Origin of the sequence: Acidipila rosea (assembly GCF_004339725.1) — a bacterium.
Classification (GTDB): Bacteria; Acidobacteriota; Terriglobia; order Terriglobales; family Acidobacteriaceae; genus Acidipila; species Acidipila rosea.
Genome location: NZ_SMGK01000002.1, coordinates 524309 through 542045, shown reverse-complemented (window position 1 = coordinate 542045; position 17737 = coordinate 524309). Strand labels below are relative to the sequence as shown.

At 58.9% G+C, this 17737-nt stretch carries 13 protein-coding genes; 3 read left to right on the top strand and 10 right to left on the bottom strand.

All coding sequences use genetic code 11. The features are described from left to right. Together C7378_RS07340 and C7378_RS07335 are read right to left on the bottom strand one after the other, a co-directional pair. Positions 1-471, bottom strand: a complete 471-nt coding sequence (locus tag C7378_RS07340; protein WP_131994088.1) for a DUF4149 domain-containing protein — start codon at positions 469-471, stop codon at positions 1-3. Beyond that, on the bottom strand, positions 468-1340 hold the full coding sequence (locus tag C7378_RS07335; RefSeq protein ID WP_131994085.1) for a zinc metalloprotease HtpX: 873 nt from the start codon (positions 1338-1340) through the stop codon (positions 468-470). Before C7378_RS07335 ends, C7378_RS07340 begins: the two co-directional genes overlap by 4 nt. Positions 1341-1627: 287 nt before the next feature. Here C7378_RS07335 and C7378_RS07330 point away from each other — a divergent pair, with 287 nt between their 5' ends. Then, positions 1628-5038 (top strand): TonB-dependent receptor, encoded by a 3411-nt coding sequence (locus C7378_RS07330; RefSeq protein ID WP_131994082.1) that lies wholly within the window; start codon positions 1628-1630, stop codon positions 5036-5038. A gap of 64 nt (positions 5039-5102) precedes the next feature. Here C7378_RS07330 and uvrB read toward each other — a convergent pair whose 3' ends face one another. After that, positions 5103-7091: an excinuclease ABC subunit UvrB gene (uvrB, locus tag C7378_RS07325; protein ID WP_131994079.1), complete on the bottom strand. Its 1989-nt coding sequence runs from the start codon at positions 7089-7091 to the stop codon at positions 5103-5105. Between the two features lie 82 nt (positions 7092-7173). Between uvrB and C7378_RS07320 the strand changes: the two genes are divergently transcribed. Continuing rightward, positions 7174-9921 carry a glycoside hydrolase family 31 protein gene (locus tag C7378_RS07320; protein WP_131994076.1) on the top strand — a complete coding sequence of 916 codons (2748 nt, stop codon included), beginning with the start codon at positions 7174-7176 and terminating at the stop codon, positions 9919-9921. Positions 9922-9929: 8 nt separating this feature from the next. Here C7378_RS07320 and C7378_RS07315 read toward each other — a convergent pair whose 3' ends face one another. From C7378_RS07315 to C7378_RS07285, 7 genes are all read right to left on the bottom strand, one after another. Continuing rightward, positions 9930-11258 carry an MFS transporter gene (locus C7378_RS07315; protein WP_131994073.1) on the bottom strand — a complete coding sequence of 443 codons (1329 nt, stop codon included), beginning with the start codon at positions 11256-11258 and terminating at the stop codon, positions 9930-9932. Positions 11259-11300: 42 nt separating this feature from the next. Next, positions 11301-12905, bottom strand: a complete 1605-nt coding sequence (locus tag C7378_RS07310; protein WP_131994070.1) for a DHA2 family efflux MFS transporter permease subunit — start codon at positions 12903-12905, stop codon at positions 11301-11303. Positions 12906-13037: 132 nt separating this feature from the next. Then, positions 13038-13709 carry a dienelactone hydrolase family protein gene (locus C7378_RS07305; RefSeq protein WP_131994067.1) on the bottom strand — a complete coding sequence of 224 codons (672 nt, stop codon included), beginning with the start codon at positions 13707-13709 and terminating at the stop codon, positions 13038-13040. Between the two features lie 21 nt (positions 13710-13730). Then, positions 13731-14852, bottom strand: a complete 1122-nt coding sequence (locus C7378_RS07300; protein ID WP_165876698.1) for a VWA domain-containing protein — start codon at positions 14850-14852, stop codon at positions 13731-13733. A 16-nt stretch (positions 14853-14868) separates the two neighbouring features. Then, positions 14869-15639 carry a thiazole synthase gene (locus tag C7378_RS07295; RefSeq protein WP_131994061.1) on the bottom strand — a complete coding sequence of 257 codons (771 nt, stop codon included), beginning with the start codon at positions 15637-15639 and terminating at the stop codon, positions 14869-14871. Between the two features lie 180 nt (positions 15640-15819). Continuing rightward, positions 15820-16230 (bottom strand): DoxX family protein, encoded by a 411-nt coding sequence (locus C7378_RS07290; protein WP_131994058.1) that lies wholly within the window; start codon positions 16228-16230, stop codon positions 15820-15822. A gap of 2 nt (positions 16231-16232) precedes the next feature. Then, positions 16233-17141, bottom strand: coding sequence for an alpha/beta hydrolase (locus C7378_RS07285; RefSeq protein WP_131994055.1), 909 nt, complete (start codon positions 17139-17141; stop codon positions 16233-16235). Between the two features lie 226 nt (positions 17142-17367). On the opposite strand from C7378_RS07285, the gene C7378_RS07280 reads away from it, so the two are divergent. After that, complete coding sequence (locus C7378_RS07280) at positions 17368-17676, top strand: Rieske (2Fe-2S) protein (protein WP_131994052.1); 309 nt, start codon at positions 17368-17370, stop codon at positions 17674-17676. Positions 17677-17737: the final 61 nt, after the last annotated feature.

Here is a 17737-nt window from a genome sequence, read left to right as displayed (position 1 = left end):
TCAGCCGCGAGCCAGCAGCACCGCGAGCGCCAGCCCCGCAACCATCACGCCCTCTTCCACGTGCACGGATGTGTTGTGTAGCTGGTTGAAGCCGACGCGCGCCGGATTGCCCTCCGGAACGCCCTCGATTGAGCCTCCGGCAGCGATGCGGAAAGTCTCCATCCGCGGAATGATGGAGAACTGGGAATAAGCCGTCAGCCCGAGCATCACGACCGTCAGCACAATGGGCGCGGCTACATGATGCAGATAGGCCTGAAGTCGATGCGCGGCCAGCAGCAGCACGATGATCAGCGTGCCGGCGATCAGGCCTTCGTAGTGCAGGAAGTTTAGACACTTGCCAACCACCGTACCGGCGGCGTGCGTGTCAGCGAGAGAGCCGAAGGCATTGGCTGCCACAACCGGGAAAAACAGCTCCCCGCCGAGCCAGATCACCACCAGCAGCAGAATCAACGCGCGTAGGAATATTTTCATTGTCCGTCCTGCACACCATAGATGCTCTTTCGCCCGATCAGGCGCTGAATACGTTCCGGAATCGGAGGATGAGTTGAAAACAGGCTTGCAAAGTCGCGTCCGCTCAGCAGCGGCGCAATGATGAAAAGGTGTGCCGTGGAGGCGGATGCCACCAGCGGAACCCGCTTGGAGTATGCATCCAGCTTCTCCAGCGCGCTTGCCAGCGCATAAGGATTGCCCGTGATATGCGCGCCCGTCGCGTCCGCTTCGTATTCCCTCGAGCGCGAGATCGCCAGCTGGATCAAGGTCGCAGCAATTGGCGCCAGAATCAGCATGAAGAGCCCCCCGAGGCCTCCGCCGCGCTCCCGGTCGCGGCTGTCACCATAGCCGCCAAAGATCGACGCCCAGTAGCCCATGCGGGCAATCAGCGTGATCGCTCCGGCCAGCGTCGCCGCAATCGAGCTGGTGAGGATATCGCGATTCCGTACATGACCCAGCTCGTGAGCCAGCACGCCCTCAAGTTCCTCGTCGTTCAATAAATTAAGGATGCCCTCCGTCACCGCAACCGAGGCGTGCTGCGGATTTCTGCCCGTCGCGAATGCGTTTGGGGAGTCGTTCGGGATGACATAAATCTTTGGCATCGGCAGGCCCATCTTCTGTGTCATCCGCTCGACCACCTGGTACACGCGGGGCAGCTGTTCGCGCGTGGCCAGCTGCGCCCGATACATTGAAAGCGCCAGCTTGTCCGAGTAGAAGTAGCTGAAGAAGTTCATCGCGGCGGCAATCGCAAACGCAAGGATGACGCCATTGCGGCCGCCAAACCGGTCGCCGATCGCCATCATGGCCAGGGTAAGAACGGTAAGAAGCAGGGCGGTCTTGAAGGTGTTCATTTTCCTATCACCTGACTCAATCTTACGCGAACCCTTGAAAGACTTTGCGTGACATCAATCTATTGTTTTCCATATACAGGGAGGGAGGCAACGCTATGACATTTAGAAGGTTGAGGGAGGGTTATCGTAAATAAGAATTATATGTAGGCTTAAACCCCTTTAATTCGAACAAATTAACGATTGGAGGGATATTTCGCTTTTGGCGTAAAAATTGCAAGTAAATTTACCGATTGTTAACCTGCTCGGCAGGTTTTGTGGTTCGTTTGAGCATCATACGGAGGGTGTAAATGCAAGGTGGTTTCGTACGGAAGTCCGGCCTCTGGTTCGGCCTTCTCGCTTCGGCGGGTTTAGTAGCAATGCAGCCATGGCTGGCGTCCCCTGCCTACGGGCAAACCGCTGTGACCGGCGCATTGACTGGTGTCGTCATTGATACGACAGGCGCAGTTGTTCCCGCCGCAAACGTTACGGTGACAGACACCGCAACCGGTGCGGTGAGAAAAGTTACGACGAATGAAGCGGGCCGCTACACGGTGTCCCTCCTCAAGCCTTCTAAGTATGAGATCAGCGCAACCGCAAATGGCCTGGAGTCGAACAAGACCACGGTTGTAGTGCTGGTAGGTCAGACGCCGAACGCAGACATTACAGTGAATCCGGCTGGCTCCAGCCAGACCGTGACCGTTTCGGCGCAGACCATTCCGCTTACGGATACACAGACCCCCTCGCAGATCACCACGTTCACCGAGCAGCAGGTTCAGAATCTGCCGGCGCCGGGTGGCGACATTACCACCGTGGCGTACACCGCTCCTGGTGTGGTTGTGAATGCCGGCGGTTCCTACGGCAATTTCAGTGCAGACGGTCTTCCTGGCACCTCTAACCTTTACGTGCTGAACGGCTTTGACAATCAAGATCCGTTCCTCAACCTGAACAATTCGGGTTCGAGCAATCTCACGCTTGGACAGGGCGAAATATCAGAAGCTGCTGTTGTGCAGAACGGCTATGGTACGCAGTATGGCCGCGCAGCAGGCGTGATCATTAACTACACGACCAAGTCTGGATCGAACCAGTTGCATGGCATGGCCAACTATTACTACAACGGCGATGTTCTTAATGCGAACGACTGGTTCCGCAACAATGCCGGTGCTCCGCGTCAGCGCGCGATCTCTAACGAGTGGGCAGCGAACGTAGGCGGTCCGATCATCAAGGACAAGCTCTTCTTTTTCGCCGACTATGAAGGTTTGCACTATGTGCTGCCGGCCTCTGGCCAGGCTATTTTCCCCAGCCAGGCATTTCAGAACTATGCTCTGGCCAATGTTCCTGCCGATTCGCTTCCGCTTTACAAGCAGGCCTTCGCCCTCTACAACTCATCGCCTTCTGCCGCTCATGCCGTCCCGGTGACGACCGGCAATGGCCAGCTGCAGGATTCAACCGGCAATCTCGGTTGCGGTGGCCTTGCCGGCACGCCAACTGGTACGGGCGGCATCTTTGGTGTCGATACCTCCTGCGAAAACGCAGCCGAGGGCAGCGCCTCTAACATCAACAAAGAGTGGCTGCTCACCAGTCGCGTCGACTGGCACATCAGTGACAAGCAGACCATCTTCGGACGTTACAAGATGGATCGGGGTACCCAGCCTACCTATACCAACTTTGTCAGCCCGCTTTTCAATACCGTATCCACCCAGCCCTCGTACGAAGGCCAGCTCAACGATACCTACGCGTTCAACTCGCATCTGACGAATCAGTTCATTTTTGCGGCTAACTGGTATACGGCCTACTTCGGCCCTGCCAATCTGCAGCAGACATTGAATACCTTTCCCACTTATCTTTACTTTGCTGACGGTGCCATTAACACCGGTGCAACCTTTGGTTCACTCGGTGCTCCATACTACTTCCCGCAGGGTCGCAATGTAACGCAATATCAATTTGTGGATGACCTTTCGTGGATCAAGGGGAACCATACCTTTCGTTTCGGGTATAACTTCCGCCGCGATGATATCTCAGACTATGACGCTCAGCAATTCGAGAATGGGCTCTACGAATTCTTCAGCCTTGCAGACTTTGCAAACGGTCAGGTCTCAGGCAGCAACTCGATCTATCAGCAGAAATTCGCTTCACAAAAGACCGCATATCTCGCTCTTTACAACATAGGCGTGTACGGCGAAGATGAGTGGCAGGCAAACCAGCGGCTGAAGGTAACACTGGGTCTTCGCTTCGATCGCACCGGCAATCCTGCTTGCAACAATAACTGCTTTGCAAGCTACAACGGCAGCTTTCCGGCCACTGGCGTGACGAACGACACTCCTTATAACCAGTCTGTTACCGCTGGTCAGCGCAACAGCTTCGCTTCGATTGAGAGCGTTGTTGCACAGCCCCGCTTCGGCTTTAACTATGACATTACTGGAGATGGCAAGACGGTTGTTCGCGGCGGTGTAGGTCTCTTTGCCGATCTGCCGGCAGCTACTTTCCTCGACAGCTATATTCAGAACTTCCCGCAGCTCTACGCGGCAACTGTTCAGAGCGGCCACATTGCTCCTGCAAATTCTCCGACCAGCGCCCCGTATTACGCTGCCCAATCCAACACCCTGCTGGGTGCAGGTTTTTCTACCGGACAGAATGCAACCCAGATCTCCAACACGCTTGCCGGTATCGGCGTGCCATTCTCCCCGCCGAACTTGGCTACGGCGCCCCATCAATGGCGTAGCCCCAAATATGTCGAGTGGAGCATGCAGATTCAGCGTCAGCTGACCAATACCGATGCCGTTATCATCGGTTACGCCGGCAACGAAGGCTATGACGAAATCATTCAGAATACAGCGCTGAATGCTTCATCACCCACCGGCTTCGGCGGCTTGCCTACAACGTCTCCAGATCCCCGTTTCAATGCAGTAACGAAATATCAGAACGAGGCGAACTCCAACTATAACGGTGTATCGGTAACCTATAAGCACATCGACCGCCATGGTTTGTCGGCAGACGTAACCTATACGTACAGCCACGCCATGGATGACGTCTCCAATGGTGGCGTAGGCGAGTACTACAATATCGGTTCAAGCACGGCGCAGCTCTCACCTTTCAGCGTTTCTGCTCTGAACTATGCAAACTCGGACTATGACATCCGTCATAACCTGGTCGCGGATTATGTGTACGAGATGCCGTTCCGTGGTCACAGCAAGTTGATGAATTCGCTGGTCGGCGGTTGGCTGTTCTCCGGCAAGACATTCTGGCGCACCGGTCAGCCCTTCTCGGTCTTCAATACGGGCCTTGCAGCTTCGGCCACGAACAGCACGATCGGTAATAATCAGATTCTGGCTGAAGTAGTAAATCCCAATATTCAACGTAACTGTCAGTGGCGCGGTCTTGACCATCCGTGCTTTAGCTCCAGCGACTTTGCCTCCTCAAGTGCTCAGAACACCTTCGGTAATGTGCGCCGTAACTACTTCACTGGCCCGCATTATTCAGACACCGATATTGCACTCAGCAAGAAGTTCCTGAACACCGAAAGAGTAAACCTGCAGATTGGTACCTATGCATTCGATGTCTTCAATCACCCGAACTTTCAGCTGCCTGCAGCCGATATAGCTGCTGGAAGCGTGGGATTGTCCGGATCGATTGCCGGACCGCCAACCAGCCCTTATGGTTCGTTCCAGGGTTCCGCAGTTTCTGGACGCGTACTTCAGGTCTTCGGCAAGGTCACGTTCTAAGCGCATCACTCACCTACAAAAAGGGCAGCCCTCGGGCTGCCCTTTTCTTCCCGCTATCCCTTTTCTAGCTGAACAGAAACTCCTTCGTCCTCAACTCCTTGACCTTATCGCGCAGCTTGGCTGCTTTTTCGAACTCGAACTTCTTCGCAGCTTCGCGCATATCGCTTTCCAGGTTGGCGATGTAGCTGTCCAGCTCCGCCTGGCTCTTGAAGTCGGGCATGTCTGCCGTCTCTTCGGTGAGGTCGGCGTAGTCGGCCTTGAGTATCTGCGCCAGCGACATATCTGTGGGGCGAATGATTGATTCCGGCGTAATGCCGTGCTCTTCGTTATAGGCACGCTGCACGGCGCGTCGCCGATCCGTTTCGCCGATGGCCTGCTTCATTGAGTCGGTCATCTTGTCGCCGTACAGAATGGCGCGGCCGTTCAGGTGGCGCGCAGCGCGGCCGATGGTTTGAATCAGCGAACCCGAGGAGCGCAGAAAGCCCTCCTTGTCAGCATCGAGAATCGCCACCAGCGAAACCTCAGGCAGGTCGAGTCCCTCGCGCAGCAGATTAATGCCGATCAGCACATCGTACTCACCCTTCCGCAGATCGCGCAGCAGTTTCACCCGCTCGAGCGTTTCAATCTCCGAGTGCATGTAGCGGCAGCGAACGCCGACCTCCGTATAGTAGCCGGAGAGATCTTCGGCCATACGCTTGGTGAGCGTTGTCACCAGCACGCGCTCGTTCTTTGCAACGCGCAGGCGAATCTCCGCCAGCAGATCATCGATCTGTCCGCGTACCGGGCGCACCTCGATCTCCGGATCGACCAGCCCAGTGGGACGGATAATCTGTTCCACGACCACGCCGGCGGACTTGGTCAGCTCATACGGACCCGGCGTTGCGGAAACGTAAATGACCTGGTTCGTGCGCGTGTCGAATTCCTCGAACTTCAGCGGACGATTGTCCATCGCCGAGGGCAGGCGAAAGCCGTAATCGACAAGGTTCTGCTTGCGTGAGCGGTCGCCGTGCCACATGCCGTGCAGCTGCGGCACCGTGACGTGCGACTCATCGATGAAGACGAGATAGTCGCGGGGAAAATAGTCGAGCAGTGTTGGCGGAGGCTCTCCAGGCAGGCGTCCGGAAAAGTGCCGCGAGTAGTTTTCAATGCCATGGCAATAGCCCATGGACTTGATCATTTCGAGATCGAAGCGAGTGCGCTGATGAATGCGTTGTGCTTCAACCATTCGGCCCTGCGATTCGAGATCCTTTTCCCACCAGGTGAGCTCATCGAGGATAGTGTTGATCGCCGACTGTTTCCGCTCCGGCTGGACGACGTAGTGGCTCTTGGGATAAATGGGCAGGCGAGCGAATTTTTGCTTGACCGTGCCGAAGAGCGGGTCGATCTGCGAGAGGGAATCGATCTCGTCACCGAAGAGCTCGATGCGAAAAGCATTCTCGTCATAGGTAGGGAACACTTCAATCACATCGCCGCGCACGCGAAAGGTGCCACGGCGGAAGTCGGCATCGTTGCGTTCGTAAAGTATCTCTACCAGTCGCCGCGTAATGTCTTCGCGCCTGATTCGCTGTCCCTTTTCGAGCAGCAGCAGCATGCCGTAGTAGGCTTCCGGCGATCCCAGGCCGTAGATGCAGGAGACGGAGGATACGATGATCGCGTCTCGCCGTTCAAACAGCGAGCGCGTCGCTGAGAGGCGCAGCTTGTCCAGCTCCTCGTTGATCGTCGCTTCCTTTTCGATATAGAGATCGCCCGAGGGAATATAAGCTTCCGGCTGGTAGTAGTCGTAGTAGGAGACAAAATACTCGACCGCATTCGAGGGGAAAAACTGTTTGAACTCGTGGAAGAGCTGTGCCGCGAGGGTCTTATTATGCGCCAGCACCAGCGCCGGCCGATTGAGCTCTTCGATGATCTTCGCCATCGTGAAGGTCTTGCCCGAGCCGGTGACGCCAAGCAGCACTTGGTGCTTTTCGCCCGAGTTCGCGCCCGAAACCAGCTCCTCGATGGCGCGAGGCTGGTCGCCGCGCGGTTTGTAGTCGCTTACTAGCTGAAAGTCCATACTTCTTTATCGTACATAGCTCAGCGGCGGGTCTGCTCCCATGCTAGGAAAAGGCTGCCCCTGCGCGTTATTCTTGCTTGTCATGAAAAATAGCGCTCGCCTTGCTGCGTCTCTTGCCCTGTTGCTTTGCTTCCACGTTTTTCAGGCCCGGGCCACCCCTGCGCCGGCAGGCAATCAACCACCGGAGGCGAGCTACAGTCCCATCGCTAATCCAGCAGCCGTGGTCACTCTCGGCCACGCCCGCTTCACCGTGCTTACGCCGCAGCTCCTGCGCATGGAGTGGGCGGCAGACGGCAAGTTTGAAGACCATGCCTCCTTCGTCTTCCTCAATCGCAAAATGCCGGTGCCAAAGTTCACTCATACTGTTCAGGCAGGTAAGCTGACGATCGATACCGGAGCGCTTCAGCTCACTTACGCTCCCGGCAGCGGCGACGGCAAGTTCACTGCAGACAATCTCAGCGTCTCGCTCACCCTGGATGGCAAGCCTGTCGTGTGGCATCCCGGCGATCCGGATACGGGCAACCTGCAGGGAACCACGCGCACGCTCGACGGAGCGCTCGGCGGCAAGACGAAGGAGCCTATCGGTGAGGGGCTTATTTCGCGCAACGGATGGGCGCTGGTGGATGACTCGAAGCGTCCGCTCTTCGATTCGGATAACTTCACCTTCTCTCAGGGTGAAAAGAGCCCGTGGCCGTGGGTGCAGCTGAGGTCGGCTGGCGCGCGGGATGATTGGTATTTCTTCGGCTATGGCCACGACTACAAGCAGGCCATGCACGACTATGTTGAGGTCGCGGGCCGCATTCCTCTGCCGCCGCGCTTCGCCTTCGGTGCATGGTGGTCGCGCTACTGGGCTTACAGCGATCAGGAGCTGGACAACCTTGTCCGTGGCTTCCACGACAATGATGTGCCGCTCGACGTGCTCGTCATCGACATGGACTGGCACCTCAACCGCGAGCAACTGGAGGCGCGGCACCTGGTCGACCAGTCGGGTGAAAACCTCGGCTGGAGCGGCTACACCTGGAACCCGCTGCTCTTTCCCGATCCTGATGCCTTTCTCAAGCACATCCATCAGGAGGGGCTGAAGGCTACTCTCAACCTGCATCCGGCGTCAGGTGTGCAGCCCTGGGAGAAGCCCTATCCGGCGATGGCGCGCGCGATGGGCCTTGATCCCGCCAGCGGCAAATATGTCCCGTTCGATATCACCAATAAAAAGTTTGCGCAGAACTACATGGATATCCTGCATCATCCGCTGGAGAAGCAGGGCATAGATTTCTGGTGGCTCGACTGGCAGCAGGAGGCGAACACCAGCACCCCGGGCGTCAATCCAACATGGTGGCTGAACTATGTTCACTTCACCGACCAGGAGCGCGAGGGCAAGCGGCCCATGCTCTTCCATCGCTGGGGCGGCCTGGGCAATCATCGCTACCAGATCGGATTCTCCGGCGACACCATCTCCGTATGGCCGTCACTGGCTTATCAGCCATGGTTCACTGCGACTGCGGCAAATGTCGGCTACGCCTACTGGAGCCACGATATCGGCGGCCACATGCCCGGTGCTGTCGATCCTGAGCTCTACACTCGATGGATTCAGTTCGGCGCCTTCAGCCCTATCCTGCGCACTCACACGACCAAGAATCCTGACTCTGAGCGTCGCATCTGGGCGTATCCTGAGCCGTTTTCGAGCATCATGCGCAACACCTTCCACCTTCGTTATGCGCTTGAGCCGTATGTCTACACCGAGGCCCGGCGGACTTACGATACAGGCGTTGCGTTTCTGCGGCCGCTCTACTACGACTGGCCCGAGGCGAGCGAGGCATACACCAGCAAAGACGAGTACACCTTCGGCGACCAGCTCATTGTTGCGCCGGTCGTGACTCCCATGGACACGGCAACCCAGCTCACCGCTGAGAGTGTCTGGCTGCCGAAGGGCGAGTGGATCGAGTGGCCGAGCGGGAAGCACTTCACCGGTCCTATGACCATCGAGCGTAAATTTTCCATCGATCAGATTCCTGTGTACGTCCGCGCAGGAGCGATCCTCCCGATGCAGCCCAAGATGCGCTACACCGGCGAGAAGCCTGTTGATCCGCTCATCGTCAATGTTTTCCCGCTTGCAGACGGACAAAGTTCCAGCTACACGCTTTATGAGGATGGCAGCAAGTCTGAGGCCTACAAGCGCGGCATCTGCGCCTGGACCAGGCTTGATGCGAAGCAGTCGGGCGATGCGCTGACCGTTGAAGTGGAGCCGGTCCGCGGACATTATCCCGGCATGTTGATGGAGCGCGGCTACGAGCTGCGGCTTCCTGGAGACTGGCCGCCGCAATCTGTAACCGTGAACGGCACAATTCTTCCGCGCAGTGCATGGAGCTACCAGGGAAACACGCTCACCACAGTGATCAGCGTTCCTCGCCGGTCGGTCATGCAGCGCACCACGATCCTCGTAACTCGCGCAAGCGGCTCGCTGGCTTCGCGTGCGCAGCTGGACGGATTCGCAGGAGCGACCACGCGGCTGCACGCCGCCTATGACTCACTCAACTCGCTGTGGCCCTTCACCTGGTCGCCTGATCCGCTGATCGACGCGTGGCAGACTGGCGACAGGCTGAGCTATCACCCTGAGGCGGCGCAGGCGCAGATTGCGCGCTTCCCGCAGGTTTACGCGCAAGCGGTAGCAATGGTGCAGAAGCTCGTCGACGGCGCAGACAAGCCCGATGCTGAGCTTCAAAAGAAACTGATGCAGAACCGCGGCACCGATACCAGCAACCAGCGCGCCGCGCGCTACAAGCTCACCTTGGCCCGAGCCCTGGCGCAGCTCAAGGATGGCGAGCCGAAATAACGACGCGGCTAATTGCCTCCGGCGTCTTCCAGCAGGGCTTCGACGTCAGGGGGGATGATGCCGAGTTCGATGTAGATCGGCCTCATCTCTCGCCGCATCATCGGCAGCCTGGTCCAGAACCAGGCTGCTCCGGCGATGACCGCCACACCGCTTATCATCACCGTCATGGGTGCGCCGATGGAGTGCGCGAGCGCGCCGGCCATCAGGCTGCCGAAGGGCGCCATTCCTACAAAGGCCACTGTGTAGTAGCTCATCACCCGGCCGCGCTTATCTTCGCTGACCAGCGTCTGGATGATCGTGTTGCTGGAAGTGAGCCCCTGCATCATGCCAAATCCCGTGATGAGCATCAGCACCAGCGACAGCCAGAGCGTGCGTGAAAACCCGAAGGCCACCAGCCCGGCGCCGAACACGGCTGCTGCGATTGGAATCATCCGGGTCAGTCCGCGAACGGATTTGCGCAGGACCAGAGACAGCCCGGAGATGAGCGATCCTACGCCCATCGCTCCCATCAGGAAGCCCAGCGTGTGCGCTCCCCCGTGCAGCACCTGCGCGGCGAAGACTGGCATCAGCACCACGAACGGCATGCCCATCAGGCTGACCAGTGCAAAGAGCAGCAGGATCGTGCGGATCGGCGCAAAGCCTGCAACATAGGTCCAGCCTTCTTTCAGCTGTTCCAGCATGGAGGTGACTGCGCGCTTTGCCTTCAGCGCCGGCAGGCGCATCATCAGCAGGGAAGCGATGACCGCGATATAGCTGATGCCGTCGATCAGGAAGCAGTAGCCTTCGTTAGTCGCCGCGATGACCAGCCCGGCGAGCGACGGCCCGATGAGCCTCGCCATATTCACCATCGACGAGTTAATCGCGATGGCATTCGACAGGTCGGCGCGGTCTTCGACCATCTGCACCATAAAGGCCTGTCTGCCCGGCATGTCAAAGGAGTTGACGATTCCCTGGAAGACACTCAGCCAGACGATTTCGTGAATCGTGACGTGGTGCGTCAGTGTAAGCGCGGCCAGCGCGAGCGACTGAATCATGGCCAGCACCTGCGTCCACACCAGCACCGTCCGCCGGTTCATGCGATCGACCAGCACTCCCGCAAACGGAGCCAGCAGAAAGGTGGGAATCTGCCCGGCGAAGCTGACCGTGCCCAGCAGCAGCGAAGATTTCGTCAGCCGGTAGACCAGCCACGAGGTGGCGATTCGCGTCATCCAGGTACCGATGAGCGAGATGCTCTGGCCCCCGAAAAACAGGCGGAAGTTTCCGTGACGCAGCGCCCGCCATGCGTGCGAGTAGTCGCGCGTCAGGCTCTCTTCTGTGTTGTCGGCAGCGTCTGTCATGCAGCGAATATCAATCTGATTGGATGCAGACCCCGGTTTTCTCTAGTGCACCGCAATTTCTCCGCTGCCTTCGCCGGGCTTGTTCTTCTTCAGCAGAAACGCCATCGGAATCATCAGCACGGATGCGGCGCAGAGAAGGTAAAAGACATCGACATAAGCCAGCGCCTGCGACTGCTGCTGCAGCTGGTTATAGATCGAGCCATGCGCAAGCTGGCTCGCATTGGCGCCTCCCGCCGAGCCTCCAAAAACGCCCTTGAGTGCCGCGAGCTCGTTCTGCAGATTCGGATTGCTCATGGACAGGTGTTTCAGCAGCTGGTTCTGATGGAACTGCCCGCGCTCGGTCACTTCAGCACTGGTGAGTGAGATCAGGATGCTTCCGCCGATGTTGCGGACAAAGTTGATCAGGCCTGAGATCTGGTTGCTCTTCTCGCGCGGCAGGCCAAAATAAGCAGCCGTCGTCACGGAGATGAAGACAAACGGAATCGCGACCATCTGGATCACGCGCAGCCAGGAGGCAGTTGAAAAGCTGAGCAGCAGGCTAAGCTTGGTCGCCGTCAGGTAGTAGGCGAGCGCAAAGCAGAAAAAGCCGAAAGCGATCAGGTTCCGCGCAGGAAATCTGCTCACTGCCTGTCCTGCGAATGGCATCACGATCACCAGCGCGATGCCGCCTCCTGAGAGTGACAGCCCCGCAATGGTTGCCGTGTAGCCCAGGTTCGTCTGCAGGAACTGCGGCTGCAACACGGTCGTAGCGTTCAGCAGTCCGCCGGTCAGCAGCATCAGGAAGCAGCACACCGCAAAGTTGCGCGACTTGAAGAGTTTCAGGTCCATCAGCGGACTCTTCGCATACCACTCGTGAATGATGAGCGCCACGAAGGTTGCGACGAAGATGATGCCAAAGGTGCGGATGAAGCCTGAACCGAACCAGTCCTTCTCTTCGCCCTTGTCGAGCATCACCTGCAGCGTGCCCATGGAGATGGTCAGCAGCGCGAGCCCGATATAGTCGATGCGGAAGAAGTTGCTCTTGTCGGCCTTGTTCCACGGTGGATCTTCGACCAGCCGATCCGTGAGGATCAGCGCAAGAATACCGACAGGGATGTTGATGTAGAAGATCCAGTTCCAGCTGTAGTTGTCGGTGATCCACCCGCCCAGCGTAGGCCCGATGGAAGGCGCGAGCACGGCCACTAAGCCGTATAGCGAGAAGGCGAGTCCTCTCTTGGAAGGCTCAAAGGAGTCGGCCATGATGGCCTGCGCCATTGGCTGCAGACCGCCGCCGCCAGCCCCCTGGAAGACGCGAAAGAGAAGCAGTAGCGGAAGAGTATTCGCAATGCCGCACAGAAAGGAACTGACTGTGAAGATGATGATGCAGAGCATGAAGAAGCGCTTGCGCCCGATCACACTCGCGGCCCATCCGCCCATTGGAAGCACGATGGCGTTCGCAACGAGATAGGCCGTCAGCACCCATGTGCTCTGGTCTTCGCTCGCGCCTAGTGATCCGGCGATGTGCGGCAGCGCCACGTTGGCAATGGAGGTGTCGAGCACCTCCATGAACGCCGCCAGAGCGACGACTGCAGCGATGAGCCATGGATTCGTTGCCGGCCGCCACTGATCCTGAACTGCAAGTGTGGGGCTGGCGGTTGCAGCTGCCATTCCTCTGCGCTCTCCTTGATCGCGGCGCAGAGAAGAGAAGCGCGCCGCATCGGTAATCTGAATCTGATCTTTTGCTTCAGCAATACAGATGCGGCTGCGCGGGTGAACGACGCGAAAAGAAGCCCGTGGTTCTTATTTCATATGCTGCTTCAGGAAAGTCACCGTGCGCTCGCGTGCAATCTTTGATGCCTCCGCGTTGTAGCTGGCGCGCTCGTCGCAGTTGAAGCCGTGGCCTGCGTCGTAGAGATACACCTCAACCTCCGGGTGCGCAGCCTTCACCTGCTCGATGCCCTCCAGCGGGATGTGCTCATCCTTCGCGCCAAAGTGCAGCATCACGGGCACGCGCGGATTTTCATAATTGAACTTGGGGATATAGCCGCCATAGTAGCCAACCGCCACATCGGGATCGAGCCGCGCAGCCGCCAGCCACGCCATCGATCCGCCGAAGCAGTAGCCGACCACGCCGCTCTTCGTGCCCGTTTCCTTTTTGACGTAGTCGAGCGCCGCACTCACATCGAGCACTGCATCGTCGATATTGATCTTCTGCGCATAGCCCATCGCGATCTGCCAGTCCTCGCCGGAGTAGCCGAGTTCCACATCGCGCTGAAAGCGGTCAAACATCGCCGGGGCCACAGCGAGGAAGCCGTCCTTCGCAAACCCATCGGCTACCGAGCGGATATGGTGATTTACCCCGAAGATTTCCTGCACCACCACCAGACCGCCGATCGGCTCTCCTGCCGGCCGTGCAACATAGGCATCCAGTTCGTGGCCATCTTTTGCTTTCAGCTTCACTATTTCTGACATTCTCTGATCTTCTCCTGTTTTTTACTGCGGCTGGGGAGCAGCGGCGTCATTCACAGCCCAGTAGCTGGTGCGGGCAACCACCCGCGCGCCGTAGTCCTGGTTGAGCTTGACGCTGATCTGGTGCAGCCCCGGCGTCAGATCCTTTGGATGAAAGCTGAGGATATAACGATTCCGCGCATGGCTGGCTACTTCCGCAATCCGGTCTTCAAATCCCTTTTCTCTCGTGAAAGAGGCATATTCGCCTCCGCTCATCACGGCCAGCTCTTTCGACACATTTTTATGGACAGCTGCTATAGCCATCATCAGCGGCGCGAGCAGATCGCCCGTGTTGCCCACCGGATCGCCATGCGCGCTTCCGCGCAGGTCATCGAGCAGCGTCGCCTTGGAAGGAGAATACGTCAGGCCGATGACCAGCGTGTTACTCGTTCCGATGCGCTGCACAAGCTGCTTCGCCGTCACTTTATGGCTGCCGTGGTCGCGCGACTCACTGATGAGCAGCAGGATGCGCCGCTGGTCGGGCGGCCGCTGTTCGAGAATATCGACCGACGTGCCCACCGCGTCCAGGATCGCAGCGCCACCATCGCCCGGCTGCAGGCGCTGTAGATCGCGTGTGATCGTCTCCGTATCGCTGGTGAAGCCTTCAAGATAAGTAGCGTGCGAGTCGAAGACCACGAGTGCCGCCTTGCCGTGGCCGTCGCCCAGAAAGAGTTGCAGCAGCGTTCCCAGCTTCGCAATCTTGTCGAACTCGAGTGCAGCCGAACGTCCGCGCTGCACTGCAACCACAATCGAAACCGGCTGCGAATCGAGATCGTCATCTACATGAATGTTCTGCTGCACACCGTTATCGTCCAGTGTGAAATCTTTGGAATTCAATCCATAGATGACCTCGCCCGACGGCTTCTCTACCAGCGTCGGCACCAGCACGATATTTGTGTTGACCCGGATCGTCGTGCCCGGATCGGGCAACGGCTGAGGTGCAGCCTGCGGTGCCTCAGCAGGCTGCTGTTCCTGCGGCGGCAGTTGCTGCTGTTGCTGCGGAGGCAGCTGCGCCGGTTCGCCGGGAAATGGTTCCTGCGCTCGGGCCTGCGCGCCAAACAGACCTGCGCAGGAACCGAGCAGGAGCAGCAGTGCGAGTTTGGCCAAGCACCCTCCCTGGGACTTACTTTGAGATGCCTTCGAGCGGAGAACTGGCCGTTGCGTAGAGTTTGCGCGGCATACGGCCCGCAACATAGGCCTGTCGTCCCGCCAGCACTGCGTGCTGCATCGCCTCGGCCATCAGCACGGGGTTCGCGGCGGCGGCGATAGCCGTATTCATCAGCACTGCGTCCGCACCCAGCTCCATCGCCAGCGCCGCATCCGAGGCCGTGCCTACGCCTGCATCGACGATCAGCGGCACCTCGGTAATACGTTCGCGCAGGATGCGCAGCGTGGCCGTGTTCTGAATGCCGAGTCCGCTGCCAATGGGCGCAGCCAGGGGCATCACCGCAGCGGCGCCCGCATCGATCAGCCTGCGCGCAAAGACAATGTCATCGGAGGTGTAGGGCAGCACCGTGAAGCCTTCCTTCACCAGCACCCGTGTCGCTTCGAGCGTCGCCTGCACGTCGGGGTAAAGCGTGGCCTGATCGCCGATCACCTCGATCTTCACCCAGTCGGAGATGCCGACCTCGCGGCCCAATCTCGCTGCGCGAATCGCTTCGTCAGCGGTATAGCATCCTGCCGTATTCGGCAGCAGAAAGTAGCGCTGAGGATCGATGAAGTCGAGCAGCGACTCCTTCGATCGGTCAAGGTTCACGCGCCGCACGGCGACCGTCACCATCTCCGCGCCCGAGGCCTCAATGGCGCTCTGCGTCTCCGCGCCGTCCTTATACTTGCCCGTGCCGACAATCAGCCGCGACTGAAATGCCCGTCCTGCGATGACCAGTGGTTCCATGATCCTTATTGTAGCGATGCCTGCGGCCTGCTCCACAACTGCCGCGTGGCAGCTTCTCCGGCCAGCGGAGCGCGCCATCTGGCGCATTCCGACTGTCCCAAGGCATCTCTCTTATTTACATACGCTTAACAGATTTTCATTAAGTTAAAGGTGAAGGCATCCAGACGGTAAACAGCGCCTTCATCCCCGGCCAAAGACGGCATCATCCACCGCCAGCAGGCCCGAGCCCGACGCCAGCAGCAGCACGCACAAGGCGAAAATCGTCAGCGGAAACTCGAAACCCTGGGGGCCGGTCAACCCGTGCCGGAGGTGAACCTTCAGGATCGCGACCGCCATATCGAGCGCCAGGCCAGCGGCCGCCAGGGGCACCAGGAACCCGAGCACCAGCAGGCAGCCGCCGAAGAACTCCGTGAAGGCCGCCACGTACCCCAGCCAGGAGGGAAGTCCCATATGACCCACCATGCCAGTGAAGCTATAGAGCGCTCCGTGCGGGAAGATTTTGTGAGCCCCGTGGATAATCATGATCGCTCCGAGGGTCAGCCGGGTCAGCAATACGGCAAAAGGGCGCAAACGGTCGAGCCAGGAAAACATTTCTATCTCCGTTCAGAGTGGGTTGCAGCGAGAGTAGCAAAAAACTTCCGTATCGCGTCGTCCGGTTGTGCGCTGGCCGCGAATTCCTTTGGAGGCGCGGCCGCGGCAAACAGCTGTCTGGCCCGCGCCTCCAGCCGGGAACCGGCAGGTGCGGCGCTGAGAAATAGCTTTGGCAGTCCGCTCTGCGCGAGCGCTGCAGCCGGTTCCAGCCGGTCCGTGGTCAGCAGCCTGACGGGCAGCAGCTTGCTGCGGGAGTCTCTCGCAATCAGCTCCAGGGCCGGCAGCCCCGGCTGGTCGAGCACCATACCGGCGGCGCTGCTGTGCCTCGCCGCAGCTTCGGCAGCAATGGCCGCGCCCGTCCCAACCCCGTAGAAGAGGATTGTCTTGGCGGGCACATGCCGCGTCTGCACCAGGTAGGTCCAGGCTGCGTCCGCATCTTCGTTCATGCTGCGCTCCGAGGGGTGCAGCGGGGCGCTCTGGCCAAAGCCCCGGTAGTCGAAGGCCAGCACATTCACTCCCGCCCTGTGCAGCTCCTCGACGCGGCCGCTCACCGCCGAGATTGAACCCTGCCCGTCATGCAGCAGCACCACCGTAAGCGGCGCATTCACTGCCGACGTCCACCATCCTGCCAGCAGCAGCTCGCCGGTCTCGGTTGCGTCGAAGCGAATGCTGTTGAAGGCAATCCCGGCTGTCGCGGGAGTCGTCGTGATCGTGTGCGAGGGTTGGTAGATCAGCTGCCACGAGCCTTGGTAGAAGAGCAGGCAGAGCACCGCATATCCGCATACGGCGGCCAGCAGGATCGTCCCTGCCAGCGCGCCCAGCAGCCAGCGCACCGTGACCAGCGGCTGCTGCGGTAGCAACGGATCCTGCCATCCTGCGGCCCGCGCCTTTGCGTGGTCGTGTCGCTTCATCAGCCGAAGGCCAGTTCGTCGGGAGATTCGAGCGGTGTGCCGCAGACGCGGCAGATCACCGCCGAGCAGTCTCCGCACACCAGCGGGTCATGAACCTCGCGGGCGCAGCGCGGACACCAGAATTGGGCAGGTTGAACTTCGTTATCCACTCTGGGAATGAGCGTAGCACGACAGCCTGATGACATACTGGAGACGATGAATCGCTATCCTCAGGAGAGCAACTTGCATGTCTGATTTTGTTCGTATTTGCAGTAAGGCTGATCTGCCCCCGGTTGGCCATGTTGCGGAGATTGCCGCAGCTGGCAAGGTACTTTGTATCGCGAATATCAAGGGTGTGATCAGCGCGCTGGATAACGAATGTCCTCACCGCGGCGGCCCGCTGGGGCAGGGAACGATCGAAGACGGCATGGTCATGTGTCCCTGGCACGCGTGGGCGTTCAACGTAAAGACCGGCTGCGCCTCCCATCATGCGCAGACCTGCGTCCAGGTTTACCCTGTCGAAATCCGCGGCGACGAAGTGATGGCCAAGCTGTAGCGCAACTCTCGCGCGTCATGATCGTGCAGGGGTAGAGCCGCGCAACACTCAGCCCGCAATT